Origin of the sequence: Rhodococcus opacus, from assembly GCF_012396235.1 — a bacterium.
Taxonomy (GTDB): Bacteria; Actinomycetota; Actinomycetes; order Mycobacteriales; family Mycobacteriaceae; genus Rhodococcus_F; species Rhodococcus_F opacus.
The window spans coordinates 1-13327 of the sequence record NZ_JAAXPA010000060.1 but is presented as its reverse complement, the minus strand read 5'-3'; the positions used below and the strand labels follow the sequence as shown (position 1 = coordinate 13327).

Here is a 13327-nt window from a genome sequence, read left to right as displayed (position 1 = left end):
GCAGCGCCTTCAGCTCGGCGGCGCTGGCGGCGGCCGAGGACTCGGGGGCGGTGCCGGTGTCGGAACCCTCACGGTCGATCCAGTTCCGGAGCGTATCGGGGTTGACGTCGATCAGCGCTCCGACGTGTCGGCGGGCCGCGACCTTCGTGTCGCCGTGCTCGTTGATCCGATCCCGGTACATCCGCACCGCCCGCTCACGGGTCTCGGTGTCGTACTTCCTCGGTGCTGGCATGACTTCATTCTCCTGGTTCAATCAGGAGTCTCCACCCGACCCAGGACAGTTCACCGTGATCGACCTCCTCGAAGGCTCACCCACCTCGCCGGCAGCCCCACCATCGCACGCCTGCAGGGCCGACACGCAGTCCTCGGTGCGGCACCGCGGCTTGAGAAAGAGGCAGGTGGCCGTCCTCGGGGCCGCTGTCGTGGTGGCCGGCGCGGTGGTGATAAGCCAAATGCGCGACGGCACTGGCGAATCCACGCCAACCGCAGCCACCATCGATGCCACTGCGGCGGACGACGAGAACGGGCTGCCGGTCCTGGACCTGCCCAAACCCGCACCGGCCGAGGAGCTGCCCGCGTCGGACGGGGAATGCCGCGCCGATCGTGGCGACCAGAAATCCGGTGCCGGGGTGATCGCCGCGTTCAATCACGCCTACTACACCCAACGCAACGGCGACGCTGCCCGCGCTTTGGCCACCCCCACCTCGTCGGTGCTGCCCGGCCCCGAGCTGCAGAAGGTCGTCGACGCCGTCCCGGTCGGCACCAACTACTGCCTGCGTACGGTGGCGCTGTCCGGCGGGGTCTACCTCGCCGACCTGTCCGTGATGCAGCCCGCGCAGCCGGTCAAACGCGGCACCCAGACCATCACCACCGTCACGATCGACGGCAAGTGGTTCGTCGACATCTTCACCTGACCGCACCGCCGGAGAGGACACCACCGGACATGACCAGATCGCATACCACCATCGCCAGGACCGCCGGCGCCCTCGCCGCAGCCCTGGTCCTGGCCGCGTGTGGCAGCGACGACGCCCGTGATGCGGCCTCGGTCACCACCTCGACCAGCGGCGCGAGCGTAACCGACACCAGCACCGACCTCGGCAGCATCGTCATCGGTTGGGGAGACGCCGACTCGGATACCGAGATCACCACCCCCAAACCCGAGGACGTCACCGCACGCTGCATCGGCCGCGGCGACGATCTCGCCGTCGACATCACTGCCCCGCACGGCTGGAAGATCCACGCCCGCCACGGCTCCCAGACCCTCACCGTCGAGAACACCGACCAGAATCTCGTGGCTGCCGACATCGACACCACCAACAAGTTCTTCGACGCCCTCCAGTCCGTCGACTGGTCCAAGACCGACCAGATCGACATCGCTGCCACCACAGACGCCCCCGCCGGCTGGAAGCCCATCCACAGCGGCCGCATCCAACTCTCCATCCACCTCGACTGCCGCTGACCAGCGATCACAACGGCCAAGCTGCCCGCCACGCGCGGCGGCGACACCGGGGTCCTGCGACAGACCCCCGTCGCGGCCACGCCCGCCGCAGCACGTAGCGGACCCGAACGACGAGCACGAGACCCGCGGGCAGGTGACAGTCTGCCGGGGAGGGTGTCGACACACCAACGGCTGAGCTTCCCTTACGGTGGGACCCGGCGGGGGCGCTCACCGGGGTCGCTGTCGACTCGATGCGGACAACGAACGAGGGTGGGGGCTATGTCGACGATGACCAGCACCGTGCCCCGTGGCGACCCACCCCGGGCCGACTTCACCCCATCGCCGTCGTCTCGCTTCACCCGATCCACACCACGACTGCCAGAGGAGCATTCAAGCATGACCGACCCGCACGTCATCGAACTCGAGTTCACCGTCCGCGCACGCGTGCGCCCCCTGCCAACTCTCCTGGGCTCTCTTCCTTGACCGCAGCCGTTTATATTTCTGACGGATCCAACGCACCAAGTAGGCGTTGATGCGCGCCAGGAGGGGATACAACGCCGATCTGTAGAAGGCGCCGTAATAGTTGATCCAGCCCCGCACGATCGGATTGATCTTCCGTGCGAGGTCCATGAAGGTGTGACCAGTGCGCAAGTGCAGCCTCCAAGATCGTCCAGCGGCACCCTCGCTTGCTTGCGCATTGGCAATGGGTTCCTTCGGTACCGCCCGTCTGGTGACCAGGGCAGTAAGAGCCCGGTGAACTGAGAAGTTCACGCCGGATCTGTGGGAGCCTGGGGGTGAGATTCCCCCGGGCCACCCGACAGGATCGTAACCGGCGTGGAGAGTGTGAGAACACGTCGTTCACGTTTCTGGGGTACACGTTCCGTGTCAGGCAAGCCCCGACCAGGGACGGGACGAGCGCGTTCAATGCGTTCCTCCCCGCGGTCAGTCGGGACGCGCTCAAGAAGATGGGCGACACGATCCGGGACTGGCGCATACACCTGCGCAACACGACGGATCTGGCGGAACTGGCCGGGTGGATCAACCCCATCGTTCGTGGGTGGATGACCTACTACGGCAAGTTCTACCGGACCGCGCTCTATCCTCTGCTGCGACGTATCAACACCTACCTGGTGCGATGGGCGCGACGGAAGTTCAAACGGTTGAGGTCGTTCAAACGGGCTCTACGGTGGTGGAACGGGTTGCTGAAACGGCAACCCCGACTGTTCGCTCACTGGGCATGGATGACCGAGTTCGAACGGATCAGATGAGACGAGCCGTGTAACGGGAGACTGTTAAGCACGGTTCTGTGGGAGCCCGGGGGTGAGATTCCCCCGGGCCACCCGGCGGTTCGGGGGCCGGAGACCAGCTGGAGCGTGCAGTGCGCGGCCACGAGGGGCGCGCGTGCTCGGGTGAAGTGCTGCTCGGCAATGACGAATCCGTACTGGTCAAGCACATCCTCGGGGAAGGGGTGGTGTCCGCGACAGATCTCGGACGGGGAGTGAAACATGAACGCCGCCACAAAGACCGCGATCCCGATGAAAACCGCTACCAGCGCCCCGACGCGACGCATCAGCTGCCCGGGCGCCGTGGCCGGTGGGCGGCGAAGACCGCGACGGCGCCGACGACGGTGATCTCGACGTTCTCGAACGTGGTGGTCAGGGCCGTGTGCAGACCGTCGAGGTCGTCGCCGCGGTTGTGGAACAGCTTGATCGGCCCGTTGTAGAGGCTGTTCAGGGCGCGGCTGAGAAGAGTGTGGTGCACACCGGTGGCGAGGATGGTCGAGCCGAAGAACACCCCGTCGTCGGCCATGACCTGGGCGATGTGCCCGAACGCCTGGCCCTTTTCCGTCCAGGTGCCGGGCACGCAGTGCAGCACAAAGTTCGCGGCCACTGAGTCGAACACCCCAATATTCCGGGGGAGTGGGGCGAGGACGCTGCTCGTATGCGCGGCCGCGGTGATGCCACGGTCGGCGAGACGTGCGGTGGTCATCTGCAACGTGTTCGGGTTAAGGTCGAGCAGCGCCACTTCCGGGTTCGGGTTCGGGTAGTTGGCGTGCTGGAGGTACCAGCCGGTTCCGGGGCCGATGTCGAGGTGCCGGCCACCGAGGTGGGAGTTGTAATGCGCGAGCAGGCGTTCGCTGGGGCAGCGCCAGACGAGGGTGTTGCTCCACCGCAGCACGACGGTGTCGTACACTGACAGCAGCGCCCGACTGTACGGTGCGGCGCCGGCCTTCTCCGCCTGTGTGACCTCATCAGCAGACATGCGTGTTCCCCCTCGTTGTTCATGTGATGGCGTTCCCCCGCCATCACCGATCGTAAACGGCGCCGACTCCAGGGACTCGGTCGATTCGTCTGCCGCGGTGTGCCCGCGCGGTGTGCGGGTGACGGAGCGCCGATCGTCGTCGGCCGTGCCGTCGTAACCCGCCCATTCGCGCAGCCGCCGGCCCCGCAGCGGATTATCGAGGGGCTCGGTGCACCGCCCGCCCGAAATGCGCCGCCACCTGGTGTCATTCGTGCGATATACACACTGTGTGCAGAAGGAGGTCACCGGACATAGCGCGGCGGTGAAGATGTAACAATCCCCGGAGAATCCGCGACCGTTTTCCGAATCTGAGGGGCGAACGGACCGGCTCCGCCGGCTCCTGACAGGGGCAGCGGGCCATAAGCGCAGATCGAGGAGAACACCCGAAGTGACTGCTCCGACACCCCCGCCCGGATGCACCAGGACCCGGCCGACGGGAATTTACTGCGCTACTGGGACGGGACACAGTGGACCGAGCAGACTCAGCCGAAGCCGTCAGCATTACCCGTACGCGTCACCGGCCCATGCGCGTTCATCGGGCCGCGTACTCTGCGCTGCTCAGGTACGTCTACATGGTCTCGAAGCCTGACTTCTACAACCCAGTGGTGACGCCTTCTGCACGGGCAGCGGCGGCGACTGCCTCCGCGACAGCGGGGGCGACGCGAGGATCGAGCGGGCTGGGAACGATCTTGTCTACAGCCAACTCGTCACCGACGACCGAGAGGATTGCCTCGGCGGCGGCAAGTTTCATACCTTCGGTGATCCGGCGAGCACCGGCGTCGAGCGCACCCCGGAACACCCCGGGGAAGGCCAGCACATTGTTGATCTGGTTCGGGAAATCGCTGCGTCCGGTGGCCACGATCGCCGCATGCTTGCGGGCGACGTCCGGGTGGATCTCCGGGTCCGGGTTCGACAACGCGAACACGATCGAATCCGCCGCCATCGTCGCGATCAGCTCCTCCGGCACGGTGCCCGCGGACACCCCGAGGAACACATCCGCACCGTCGAATGCTTCGACGATGCCGCCGCGGCGGCCGGCCGGGTTGGTGCGTGCGGCCAGGTCGACCTTGACCGCGTTCAGGTCCTGCCGATCCTTCGAGACGATGCCCTTGGAATCGAGGACCGTCACGTCGGCGATCCCCGCGGCGAGCAGGATGTTCGCGCAGGCGACACCGGCGGCGCCGGCACCGGAGATGACCACCCGCAACTCGTGGAGGTCACGGTCCTGCACCTTGACCGCACCCTTGAGCGCGGCCAGGACGACGATGGCGGTGCCGTGCTGGTCGTCGTGCATGACCGGGCAGTCCAGGGCCTCGATGACGCGCTTCTCGATCTCGAAGCAGCGCGGCGCGGAGATGTCCTCCAAATTGACCGCGCCGAAACTCGGGCGCAGCCGGATCAGGGTCTCGACGATCTCGTCGGGGTCCTTGGTGCCCAGGACCAGGGGGATGGAGTTCAGGCCGGCGAAGTTCTTGAACAGGGCGGACTTGCCCTCCATCACGGGAAGGGAGGCGCGCGGGCCGATGTCCCCGAGGCCGAGCACCGCGGAGCCGTCACTGACGACGACCACGAGGCGGCTGGTCCAGGTGTACCGATCGGCGAGGGTTTCGTCGGCGGCGATGGCGCGGGAAACCTGCGCGACACCGGGTGTGTAGGCGATGGACAAGGCGCGCTGCGTATCGAGGGCGGTCGTGGTCTCTACGGAGAGCTTCCCCCCGATGTGGCCGGCGAAGATCTCTTCGTCGGTCAGCTCCTTCTGCGGTGCGGTCATTTCCGAAACAATAGACATGTCACTCCTGTGGTCTGGGGTTCGGCGTGGATCTGTACCGAGCGATGTTCGAAGCCTGTGGATGAGGTTCCGGGAGCACGCACCGTCCGGAGGTGATCATTCGGGAATCGATATTGATCAATACCAGCACGCCAACTGGTTGGGAAGCTACACCAGTGCTCGCGTTAGTGCACGACCAGTCCACGCGATGAGCTTTGGTGCCGTCCGGCGTTGCTCGGCAAGACTGTCCCGCGTCAGCGCACGGCAGACACTCGATACCTACGCGAAGATTGCCGTCCATATGTCGACGTCCGTTGACAAACGCCGACCCAGAATGGACGACGTCTGTTGATGCGCAACGCCTGTCACGATGACCGGGAACGGCTCAGCGCAGGGGCGACAGATGTGAAAGACTCCGCGTATTTCAGCAAGCAGATGAATGCCTGGCGCCTCTGCGCAGCAACGGGTTTCCTCACTTCCTGCCTGCTTGGGTGGTCCCGAACGTGAGAACTACCTCGGGGCATCCAGTTTGCGTTCCCATCCCACCGCCAAGTGCTCCTTGTTCGGAAGGGGCCAAATACAGCCCTGTCGGCTTCCATCGGTGGACTTCTCCCATTTCCGGATCCAGCGCGTTCTCGTGGATTACACAAGAGATAACGCGACGCAGATAGGTGCGAGGGTGATTCTGTGCGGGAATGTGCGACGAGTCAGCAGGATCCTTCTACTCGCTTCTGGCGAAACGGATTGTTCGTATAGCTGCGCATGGGGTCGATCGAAGCGGGATGCTGACTCCGACCGGCTGCCATTGCCCGTATCGCACTTCCTTGAACACTGATCAGTCGCCCAAACACGCCTGACATTGAACTGGCCGGGCACTCGAAATCTACGGGGTTGGATTTGTACCGCATGCCAATCTAGCTCTCCGGCCGGGGATTAGGAGAAGGTGGATCATCGTGAGTCCGTCCCTGATGATCGTAGATTGTCAGGCCCTGATCCGCCCCCCTACTTGGTTGCATTCCGGTGGTATCGCTCGCAGGGCGCTTCGATCGGCGAACTTGATGCCGGATAAGCCGACAGAAATCAGTAATTGACGGTTGAAGCATCAATGCCTACGGTAATTCCGGATGTGAGCGGTGTCACTCGATAGCTTCGTGACGCGATGAGTGTGTCCAGACGGGCGCCTTCCGCTCTAGTGAAATGTGTGTCTGCACAGCCCATTTGAAACAGATTGACCGAACAGGAGTCGAATCGATGACCGACAAGCTGAAGTTTTTCTCGCAGGAGTGGTGCGAACTGGCGCTCGAGGCTGTCAACGCGAACGCGGAGGTGTACAAGGGGTTCAAAGACCCCGATTCGTTCACCAACCGCATGGAGTTCGGCACCATCGGTAAGGACGATGTGGTCTGCCATGTCGAGTGGGAGAAGGCCAAGATCGTCTCCTGGACGATCCGCAAGTTCGACGAGAGCGACCTGTGGTTGAAGATCAACGGGACTCTCGAGACGTGGCAGCGCGCGGCGGAGGGCGACGCCGAGGGCGGAAAACTGTTGGTGGCCGGCAAGGTCAAATTCGCCAAGGGACCGATGTCGGCGGCCATAGAAAATGCCGGAGCCTTCAACAATTTCCTCTTGTCGTGGGGACAGGTGCCCACGGACTGGGACGTGTGACCCGATAAACAAGCGACCCGTGTGGGACTTACTGTTCTCGAGGTGAGTCCCGCGCAGGGTCCGGTATGACATATCGCTGACCCGTGCTGTGAAAGGCCATGATCGATGACCACTGTTGAATCCGAGACATACCCGGTCTCCCTGTATGACGGGGAGGACGCGAACGGCGTCGCCAGCATCGTCGGGATGCTGATCGGGCAGAACGTCGAGAACTTCCCGTCCCGAGTCAAGTTCGCACGCAAGATCTCGCGGCCGGTGTCGATCTACAGCACCGACACCGACAGTGCCTGCACGATCGTGTTCGGCACCGACGAGGCAATTGTCTACAACGACATCGTGGGTCGGCCCAGCGTCACGATCAGTGCTAGCGTGGATCAGATCCTCGACGTGTCACAGTTGCCGATGAAAGCAGGCGGTTTGATCCCGGTGGGCTTCTTCACCAACCGCGGGATGACGGTGCTCGGCGGAATCCTCACGCACAAGCTCGTGGTGAAGGGTCTTCTCACCCACACGCTGACGGCGTTGCGCACTATCGCGCTGGTTTCGGTCGTCGAGTCATGACGGCGATTTCGAGCCGGAACCGTCACACCCTCGATGCCGAGGCGACCGTGCCGATCGGATCTGCCGAGGTGATCGCATCGGACGGATTCGCCGAGCAGCCGGCGCGCCTCGACCCGAATGAATGTGGCGCGCGTCCTCGTGGTTCTCGCGCTGATTCCGGTGGGTTCGCTATACATGTATCCCCGGATCTACGACTTGACGGCCACGCCCTATCGGCTCGACCAAGCGGTGGTGTCCGCCGGCAACTACAACCCCGCCCTGGATCAGATCGTCGAACACGAAAAGGTCACGCTGGGCGCGTTCGACGCGCTCGACAAGATGAAGGCGTCACTGGCGAGTGTCCTGAGCACCGATGCGGCCGTGACGGAGGAACTGAACACCCTCACCGGGCAGATCGCCGGCGACGTGCAGAAGACCCTCGACCTCGCCGGCGCGAACGTAACCGATCTCGTCGCCTCGCTCGACACATTGACCGCGCACATCAGCTCACTCCAGCCGCCCGTCGACGGAGCCACCGCGGCTGTCGCCGCCGACCGCGCCACCTTGGACGCCATCCTCACCGACGCACGCTCCACCGCCGCAAAGGTCCACAGCATCCGCCTGTCAGCGGAAGAATGCGCCAACGACCTGTCTGGAAAGTAGGAGAAGTACCGTGATTTTCTTCGGACGCCGCGGCGGGCCGGCGCGCCTGGTTCTCTCGATCGTCGCGGTGGGTGTTCTCGGCCTGCTCGCCTTCGTCGTGTTCAACCTGAACACCCGACTCGACAACCAGCAGCGTGCCAACGAAACGAGCATCACCGCCTCCCAAGGCATCGTCGACGTCAATAACCGACTGACCAATCAGCTCCACCAGCTCACTGAACTCACCCGCACCGCGCAGACCGCACTCGATGCCACCTCCGCGCTCGGGCCGTTGCTGACCAAGCTGGATGAAGCGATCACCCCGGCAGCGCAGATGCTTGCCAGCAGCACCGACGGGGCACAACTGACGAACGAGCAACTGACCAACATCCAGGGCATCCTCGGCGAGGTCCAGAACACCGTGCTCCCGCTCGTGTCGTCAGCTGAAGCGTTCGGCGACCAGGGACGCCAGCTGCTGGCCATCGTTCAGGGCCTCGTCAGCGATCTGCAGGGTTCGGTCGCGGCCGCGCAGACCATCAACCAGATGCTTCCGCTCCCGGGCTGAACCCACCTTCTTCCTCCAACCGATCTGTACCTACTCTCGACTGGACGTGACATGCAGCAGGGCACCGACTTACCGCCAGAGGCGTACCCCAGCCGAGGCCTGGCCGGACTTCAGCGACTCGATATCCCAGCATCGGCGCTGCCCTACCGAAAGGGCGTACTGCCCCACCGACTGGACATACCGAATGCTGCGACACCCAGTTCCACCGGGTTTGCCATCGCCACCGAATGGATGGGCCGCCTCGCCGCGGTGCTGGCTGTGATCCTGTTCGGGCTGGTGTTGACGGCCATCCACAAGGGCCAGCTCGTCCAGGACAGCGCGCGCACGATCGTGGACAACTTCCGGCTGACCAACGACTACTTCGCCCAACGGGCAGATCTCACCGCCCCGGCCACGGCCCACAAGCAACTCGACGAGCTGGCAGGGGTGTTGGCCCAGCTCAACGCCGCAACCGCCGCTGACGTCGACCACCTGGCCGCGCTGCTGCCGGATGCACGTGCGTTGCTCGCCGCCGGGCAAGGCGACACCGCGATCGCAGGACAGCTCGAGACCGTCGCCACCACGCTGCAGGGCTCCGCGGCGTCGCTGCATCAAATTTCGGCGGCCGCGAACACCACCGTCACCGGTGTGAACAACGAGCTCACCACGGCTATCGATCTCGTGAACGCACTCAACGCGGAGCTGACGCGGACGACGAACAAACTCGCGCTGATTCCCGAACAGGGAGCCTTCATTCCTGCGCCGGGAGGGAACTGATGATCACCAAAAGGGCATGGCTCGGGGTCGTACTCGGGCTGGGGCTCGCGCCCGCGGTGCTGCTCTGCGCCGTCAACGGGTTTCTTCCCGGACTCGACGACGTGGTCGACCCGCTGGGGCGACCGTCGCAGCTGAGCCTCGAGGTCATCGATTCCGCCGGCCAGTTCGACACATTGACCTCGATTCTCGTCCCCAAACACGCCCGGCTGGCCGCCGATATCCAGGCGTTGGACCCGCTGGCCAACGACCTGGAAGGCCTGACCACCAAGGCCGGCAAGCTGACGGGACAAGCCAAGACGCTCAATGCCTCCACCGGCGACGTCAGCGCGATCGCGGGGCCCCTGCCGGACCTGGTCGCGAACGTCACCGACCGCGCCAACCAAGCGAGCCCGACGGTGGTGGGACTGTCGACGGCGGTCGGGTCGGTCACAACGCAACTCGAGGCCATCAACACCGGACTGACCGCGATCGAAGGTACCCTGGGAACTCTCGCCCCCAAGGCGACTGCCATCGCGGCGACCCTGGCGAACGTCGAGGAAGAGGCCCGGCACATCCAGGAACTCGGGCCGCTGCTGGCGGTAGTCGGGCCCCCGGTCAACTCCCTGAACCTCCCCGCTCTCGGCGTCGCGACCACCCCCAACCCGTAACGCTCGGATGGGTCAGGAAATGACACGGAACGAGTGAAAGGCAGAACACACACCATGTTTCGTCTCTCCTGGGCGATTGCCCTGGCATTCACCATCGCACTTCTGTGCGGCATTCTGATCGTCACACGGGACTTGAGCATCACCAACGACATCTTCAAAGACGGTGTCAATCAGGCGAAAATCGTGGACAAGACCACCAATGACGCACTATCCGGGGCGAAGGAATTGCCTCCGGCAAACGCCGCCATCAACCAAGGCCTCCCGGAAGTCGTCGGGGTGCTTAACTCCCTCACCCGCGCGGACCAGACCCTCGGCGATCTCGGCACCCAGCTCCAGGCGCTCGGTGACGCCCTGAAGTCCGCGGACGCCCCACTCGGCGGCATCATCGACGCCGGTGCGTCTGCAACCGATCAGGCCAATGCCACCGCCGTTCCCGCGGAGCAGATCGTGCACACCCTCGCGGACGCGGACGCGAAAGTACAAGCCTTGGCCCCTCTGCTGGACCAATCACTCGCGCTCGGACAGACGATCGACCAGAAACTGCGGATCGCGCTGATCCTGCCGGTCATCGGCAACTGACACGACACCAAGACGGGGTGACCCGCGTCAGGAGATTCGGCGGCCGGATGGTGCTTCCTGGGAAACGGCCGATGATGCTGTCGTCACCTCCTCAGTCCTAAAGAGGGGTTTCGTGGCCACACCACGGGGAACAGGTCGCCGTGGATCGGGGCGCCGGGGGTCATCGCCGCAAAGGAACGCGTCGCCGTGCAACACTCCACGACGGAGTCGTCGACAGCGGAACTCGAAACCGACTAAAGTACACCATGACTCGTTGATCATGAACGCGATTGTTCACCGATCCGAAGCCGACCAGTCCACGGGCCGCTATCCGCAACCGGGACGGTGCACGGGAATTCCCGCTGCCAACTCCGATGAAGCATCGCGGTGGCACGCGTGCGGTGGCGCATCACAGTAGTAGTCACACAGATGGTCTCAATCGAGACAGAAAGCAGATTTCCATGCTCTTCTTGGAGAAGTTCTTCACCGCGATTCTCACTCTGAGCGGCGCCGCTTTCGGTGGGTGGCCTCTGCTCGAAGACGACGGTCCACAGGACGGCCCGTCGTACTGGGACCAGGAATGATCGACCTGGCTTGGCGGTGCAGCGGGCGCCGAGGTGCGCACAGCGACCGCCGCAGAGCAATCGGCTGTTGATCTGATCCTGCCGCGGATGGCTGGGGGAGGACTCGCAGGGCGTCGACCGGGTCGAGGACAACTGTTGTCGGCCTCAGAAGGATTTCTTACGAAGGCCGCCGCACCGGCAGATGACGGAGCGCATACAGCGGCGACAACCCGGGTCGACCTGTGGCACAAACGCCGGTCTGCGCCACTGCAGGAGGTTCAGCTCGACCGAACCACCATAGACCTCGACCGAACCACCATAGACGCTGATAGCTCGATAGTGCAGCAAGCCTGCACCATTTCCACGATGCGGTCGCCGAAGTGGCCTACCGCTGGGTTTCCGACAACCTCGGCCGATTTGCCGTCGCCGACTGCCGAAGGCGATACGGGCAACCGCCGTCGCGAGCCCATACTACGAACGTAGTAAACGCCAATCCGCGCGATACCGAAGTCTCTGCGCGATCCGGACAGTCTCTGCGCACGGTGGACAGTCGCCGACGTGTGATGCATCTAACGTCTTGCCAACAGGAGCGAGACTCCGATGGGAAGTAGCTATGAAAGAAGGTCGAGCGTCATGGCGATATTTCGTCAAGCCTCGCCACGGTACAAAACGCTGCGCCGGCACACCAACGCCCCTTTCGGTCATGGATTGACGGAGAACGCATTGATTGAACGGCGCGGGCCGCCTGGTCCGGAACCACGTGCTGGCCGCGGAGGACTTGATCGACGGCGGAGGACCGGTATGCGCGATGAGGGTCATTTTGATTGGATGCCAATCCGCGGCGCGCCTGCCGAAGAGCACGAATTACCCTGCATCCCTGCGTAATCGGCGTGATTCATATGATCTACCGGCATTCCCGCATGGATCAGGCTCGATAGGACTGCCGACCGGAGAAAGAGGAGGATTTATATGACTGTCACCAGTGTCGCGCCCCCCAGGGCGAGCGCCACACATCTCGTCTCTCCCGTGGCGCTCACGATGCGTGAATTTGACATCGGGACCACTGAACTCCTTCTGGCAGGTGAGATTGTCGGCGAGGATGGGCTCGCGGTGACCGGCGCCGTCGTCGGAGTGTGGGGTGTACTTCTCGACGCGGAACCTGAGGGCGGCTTCGAGATATTGGCGCATGGTCCGTGTGCCGGTACCAAGGTGATCGAGATATACGTGAGCGCGCCCGGATATGACCGGTGCGAGTTCTCGCTGGTCGTGGACGACAATGTCCCCATCGGCGAGGCCGAGGTTGCTATTCGGCCATCCCGCCTCGGGGATGGCACGCTCGTTGTGCTGCACACCTTCGTCATACGTCGAACGCTCGGATAGGCGGGATCGGATCGGCGAGAACTGCCGAGTGCGCATTTCGGTCACCTCGGGTGACTGAAGTCGCTCGCGGCCCGCTCACTGCGCTTAATTTGACAGTGGGGCAGTACGAGAATCGAACACAGCAATCAGTACGAAATACATTGTGGTAGAGAGCAATTCCCGGTAACGTAAGAGACGTCGCCTTGGCTGATTCATCCTCGGCCACACCGGAAGAGCCGGACTCGGCGTTTTGCATCTCGGACGTCTCAATCCGCCGGATCTGTGTCCTCTACTTGTCGGGCACATTCGACGAACGTTCTCTTTCACATCACCATTACGAGTCCGGTGCAGGCCACCAGAGCACGGGGCCATGAGACTTCGACAGCGGCCGCGGATTCCGGCACGGCACGGTCCGCACACCAAGAACAAGGGTAAGGAAGACAACATGCCACAGTTGGCGCGATCCGAATGGTACGACCTGACGCGGGACATGAACTGGACACTCCGATATGTCGAGGAAGATCA

16 protein-coding genes and 1 pseudogene are annotated in these 13327 nt (G+C 63.7%); 13 read left to right on the top strand and 4 right to left on the bottom strand.

The annotated features are described in order from the left end of the window. Positions 1-232: transposase (locus HGB39_RS37320; protein ID WP_247607621.1), on the bottom strand; the 232-nt coding region annotated here is incomplete at its 3' end. On the opposite strand from HGB39_RS37320, the gene HGB39_RS37315 reads away from it, so the two are divergent. Together HGB39_RS37315 and HGB39_RS37310 are read left to right on the top strand one after the other, a co-directional pair. Beyond that, positions 231-914, top strand: coding sequence for a DUF8176 domain-containing protein (locus HGB39_RS37315; protein WP_247607620.1), 684 nt, complete (start codon positions 231-233; stop codon positions 912-914). The genes HGB39_RS37320 and HGB39_RS37315 overlap by 2 nt on opposite strands. A 29-nt stretch (positions 915-943) precedes the next feature. After that, positions 944-1459: a hypothetical protein gene (locus HGB39_RS37310; RefSeq protein ID WP_064080666.1), complete on the top strand. Its 516-nt coding sequence runs from the start codon at positions 944-946 to the stop codon at positions 1457-1459. 369 nt (positions 1460-1828) lie between these two features. Here the strand turns inward: HGB39_RS37310 and HGB39_RS37305 are convergent, their stop codons facing one another. After that, positions 1829-2209: a group II intron maturase-specific domain-containing protein gene (locus HGB39_RS37305; protein ID WP_267204570.1), complete on the bottom strand. Its 381-nt coding sequence runs from the start codon at positions 2207-2209 to the stop codon at positions 1829-1831. A gap of 194 nt (positions 2210-2403) precedes the next feature. On the opposite strand from HGB39_RS37305, the gene HGB39_RS38305 reads away from it, so the two are divergent. Beyond that, positions 2404-2706, top strand: coding sequence for a group II intron maturase-specific domain-containing protein (locus HGB39_RS38305; protein WP_210753232.1), 303 nt, complete (start codon positions 2404-2406; stop codon positions 2704-2706). Positions 2707-3007: 301 nt separating this feature from the next. Here the strand turns inward: HGB39_RS38305 and HGB39_RS37295 are convergent, their stop codons facing one another. Continuing rightward, on the bottom strand, positions 3008-3700 hold the full coding sequence (locus HGB39_RS37295) for a class I SAM-dependent methyltransferase (protein WP_064080669.1): 693 nt from the start codon (positions 3698-3700) through the stop codon (positions 3008-3010). A gap of 453 nt (positions 3701-4153) precedes the next feature. Between HGB39_RS37295 and HGB39_RS39395 the strand changes: the two genes are divergently transcribed. After that, positions 4154-4348, top strand: a complete 195-nt coding sequence (locus HGB39_RS39395; RefSeq protein ID WP_247607619.1) for a DUF2510 domain-containing protein — start codon at positions 4154-4156, stop codon at positions 4346-4348. Here HGB39_RS39395 and HGB39_RS37285 read toward each other — a convergent pair. Further along, positions 4332-5528: an NAD(P)-dependent malic enzyme gene (locus HGB39_RS37285; RefSeq protein WP_064080670.1), complete on the bottom strand. Its 1197-nt coding sequence runs from the start codon at positions 5526-5528 to the stop codon at positions 4332-4334. The two genes, HGB39_RS39395 and HGB39_RS37285, sit on opposite strands and share 17 nt — an antisense overlap. Positions 5529-6758: 1230 nt before the next feature. On the opposite strand from HGB39_RS37285, the gene HGB39_RS37280 reads away from it, so the two are divergent. The 9 genes and pseudogenes from HGB39_RS37280 to HGB39_RS37245 all read left to right on the top strand — a co-directional run bounded on the left by HGB39_RS37280 (position 6759) and on the right by HGB39_RS37245 (position 12823). Next, complete coding sequence (locus HGB39_RS37280) at positions 6759-7172, top strand: hypothetical protein (RefSeq protein ID WP_064080671.1); 414 nt, start codon at positions 6759-6761, stop codon at positions 7170-7172. A 105-nt stretch (positions 7173-7277) separates the two neighbouring features. Next, positions 7278-7733: a hypothetical protein gene (locus HGB39_RS37275; protein WP_064080672.1), complete on the top strand. Its 456-nt coding sequence runs from the start codon at positions 7278-7280 to the stop codon at positions 7731-7733. Next, positions 7730-8375, top strand: a pseudogene (locus tag HGB39_RS37270) (hypothetical protein). Before HGB39_RS37275 ends, HGB39_RS37270 begins: the two are co-directional and overlap by 4 nt. Before the next feature lie 10 nt (positions 8376-8385). Further along, positions 8386-8919 (top strand): hypothetical protein, encoded by a 534-nt coding sequence (locus tag HGB39_RS37265; protein WP_064080673.1) that lies wholly within the window; start codon positions 8386-8388, stop codon positions 8917-8919. 51 nt (positions 8920-8970) lie between these two features. Next, positions 8971-9675 (top strand): hypothetical protein, encoded by a 705-nt coding sequence (locus tag HGB39_RS37260; protein ID WP_064080674.1) that lies wholly within the window; start codon positions 8971-8973, stop codon positions 9673-9675. Then, a complete protein-coding gene (locus tag HGB39_RS37255; protein WP_064080675.1) occupies positions 9675-10322 on the top strand; it encodes a hypothetical protein in 648 nt (215 codons plus the stop codon). The genes HGB39_RS37260 and HGB39_RS37255 overlap by 1 nt, the downstream gene beginning before the upstream one ends. A gap of 54 nt (positions 10323-10376) precedes the next feature. Continuing rightward, on the top strand, positions 10377-10901 hold the full coding sequence (locus HGB39_RS37250) for a hypothetical protein (protein WP_064080676.1): 525 nt from the start codon (positions 10377-10379) through the stop codon (positions 10899-10901). A 440-nt stretch (positions 10902-11341) separates the two neighbouring features. After that, complete coding sequence (locus HGB39_RS39755) at positions 11342-11464, top strand: hypothetical protein (protein WP_267204574.1); 123 nt, start codon at positions 11342-11344, stop codon at positions 11462-11464. A gap of 948 nt (positions 11465-12412) precedes the next feature. Continuing rightward, positions 12413-12823, top strand: coding sequence for a hypothetical protein (locus HGB39_RS37245; protein ID WP_064080677.1), 411 nt, complete (start codon positions 12413-12415; stop codon positions 12821-12823). Positions 12824-13327: the final 504 nt, after the last annotated feature.

Excerpts from the sequence above, each read along its gene's own strand:
- HGB39_RS37315 (WP_247607620.1), top strand. The coding sequence starts at position 231 with ATGACTTCATTCTCCTGGTTCAATCAGGAGTCTCCACCCGACCCAGGA.
- HGB39_RS37310 (WP_064080666.1), top strand. The coding sequence starts at position 944 with ATGACCAGATCGCATACCACCATCGCCAGGACCGCCGGCGCCCTCGCC.
- HGB39_RS38305 (WP_210753232.1), top strand. The coding sequence starts at position 2,404 with ATGGGCGACACGATCCGGGACTGGCGCATACACCTGCGCAACACGACG.
- HGB39_RS37295 (WP_064080669.1), bottom strand. The coding sequence starts at position 3,700 with ATGTCTGCTGATGAGGTCACACAGGCGGAGAAGGCCGGCGCCGCACCG.
- HGB39_RS39395 (WP_247607619.1), top strand. The coding sequence starts at position 4,154 with ATGCACCAGGACCCGGCCGACGGGAATTTACTGCGCTACTGGGACGGG.
- HGB39_RS37285 (WP_064080670.1), bottom strand. The coding sequence starts at position 5,528 with ATGTCTATTGTTTCGGAAATGACCGCACCGCAGAAGGAGCTGACCGAC.
- HGB39_RS37280 (WP_064080671.1), top strand. The coding sequence starts at position 6,759 with ATGACCGACAAGCTGAAGTTTTTCTCGCAGGAGTGGTGCGAACTGGCG.
- HGB39_RS37275 (WP_064080672.1), top strand. The coding sequence starts at position 7,278 with ATGACCACTGTTGAATCCGAGACATACCCGGTCTCCCTGTATGACGGG.
- HGB39_RS37260 (WP_064080674.1), top strand. The coding sequence starts at position 8,971 with ATGCAGCAGGGCACCGACTTACCGCCAGAGGCGTACCCCAGCCGAGGC.
- HGB39_RS37255 (WP_064080675.1), top strand. The coding sequence starts at position 9,675 with ATGATCACCAAAAGGGCATGGCTCGGGGTCGTACTCGGGCTGGGGCTC.
- HGB39_RS37250 (WP_064080676.1), top strand. The coding sequence starts at position 10,377 with ATGTTTCGTCTCTCCTGGGCGATTGCCCTGGCATTCACCATCGCACTT.
- HGB39_RS39755 (WP_267204574.1), top strand. The coding sequence starts at position 11,342 with ATGCTCTTCTTGGAGAAGTTCTTCACCGCGATTCTCACTCTGAGCGGC.
- HGB39_RS37245 (WP_064080677.1), top strand. The coding sequence starts at position 12,413 with ATGACTGTCACCAGTGTCGCGCCCCCCAGGGCGAGCGCCACACATCTC.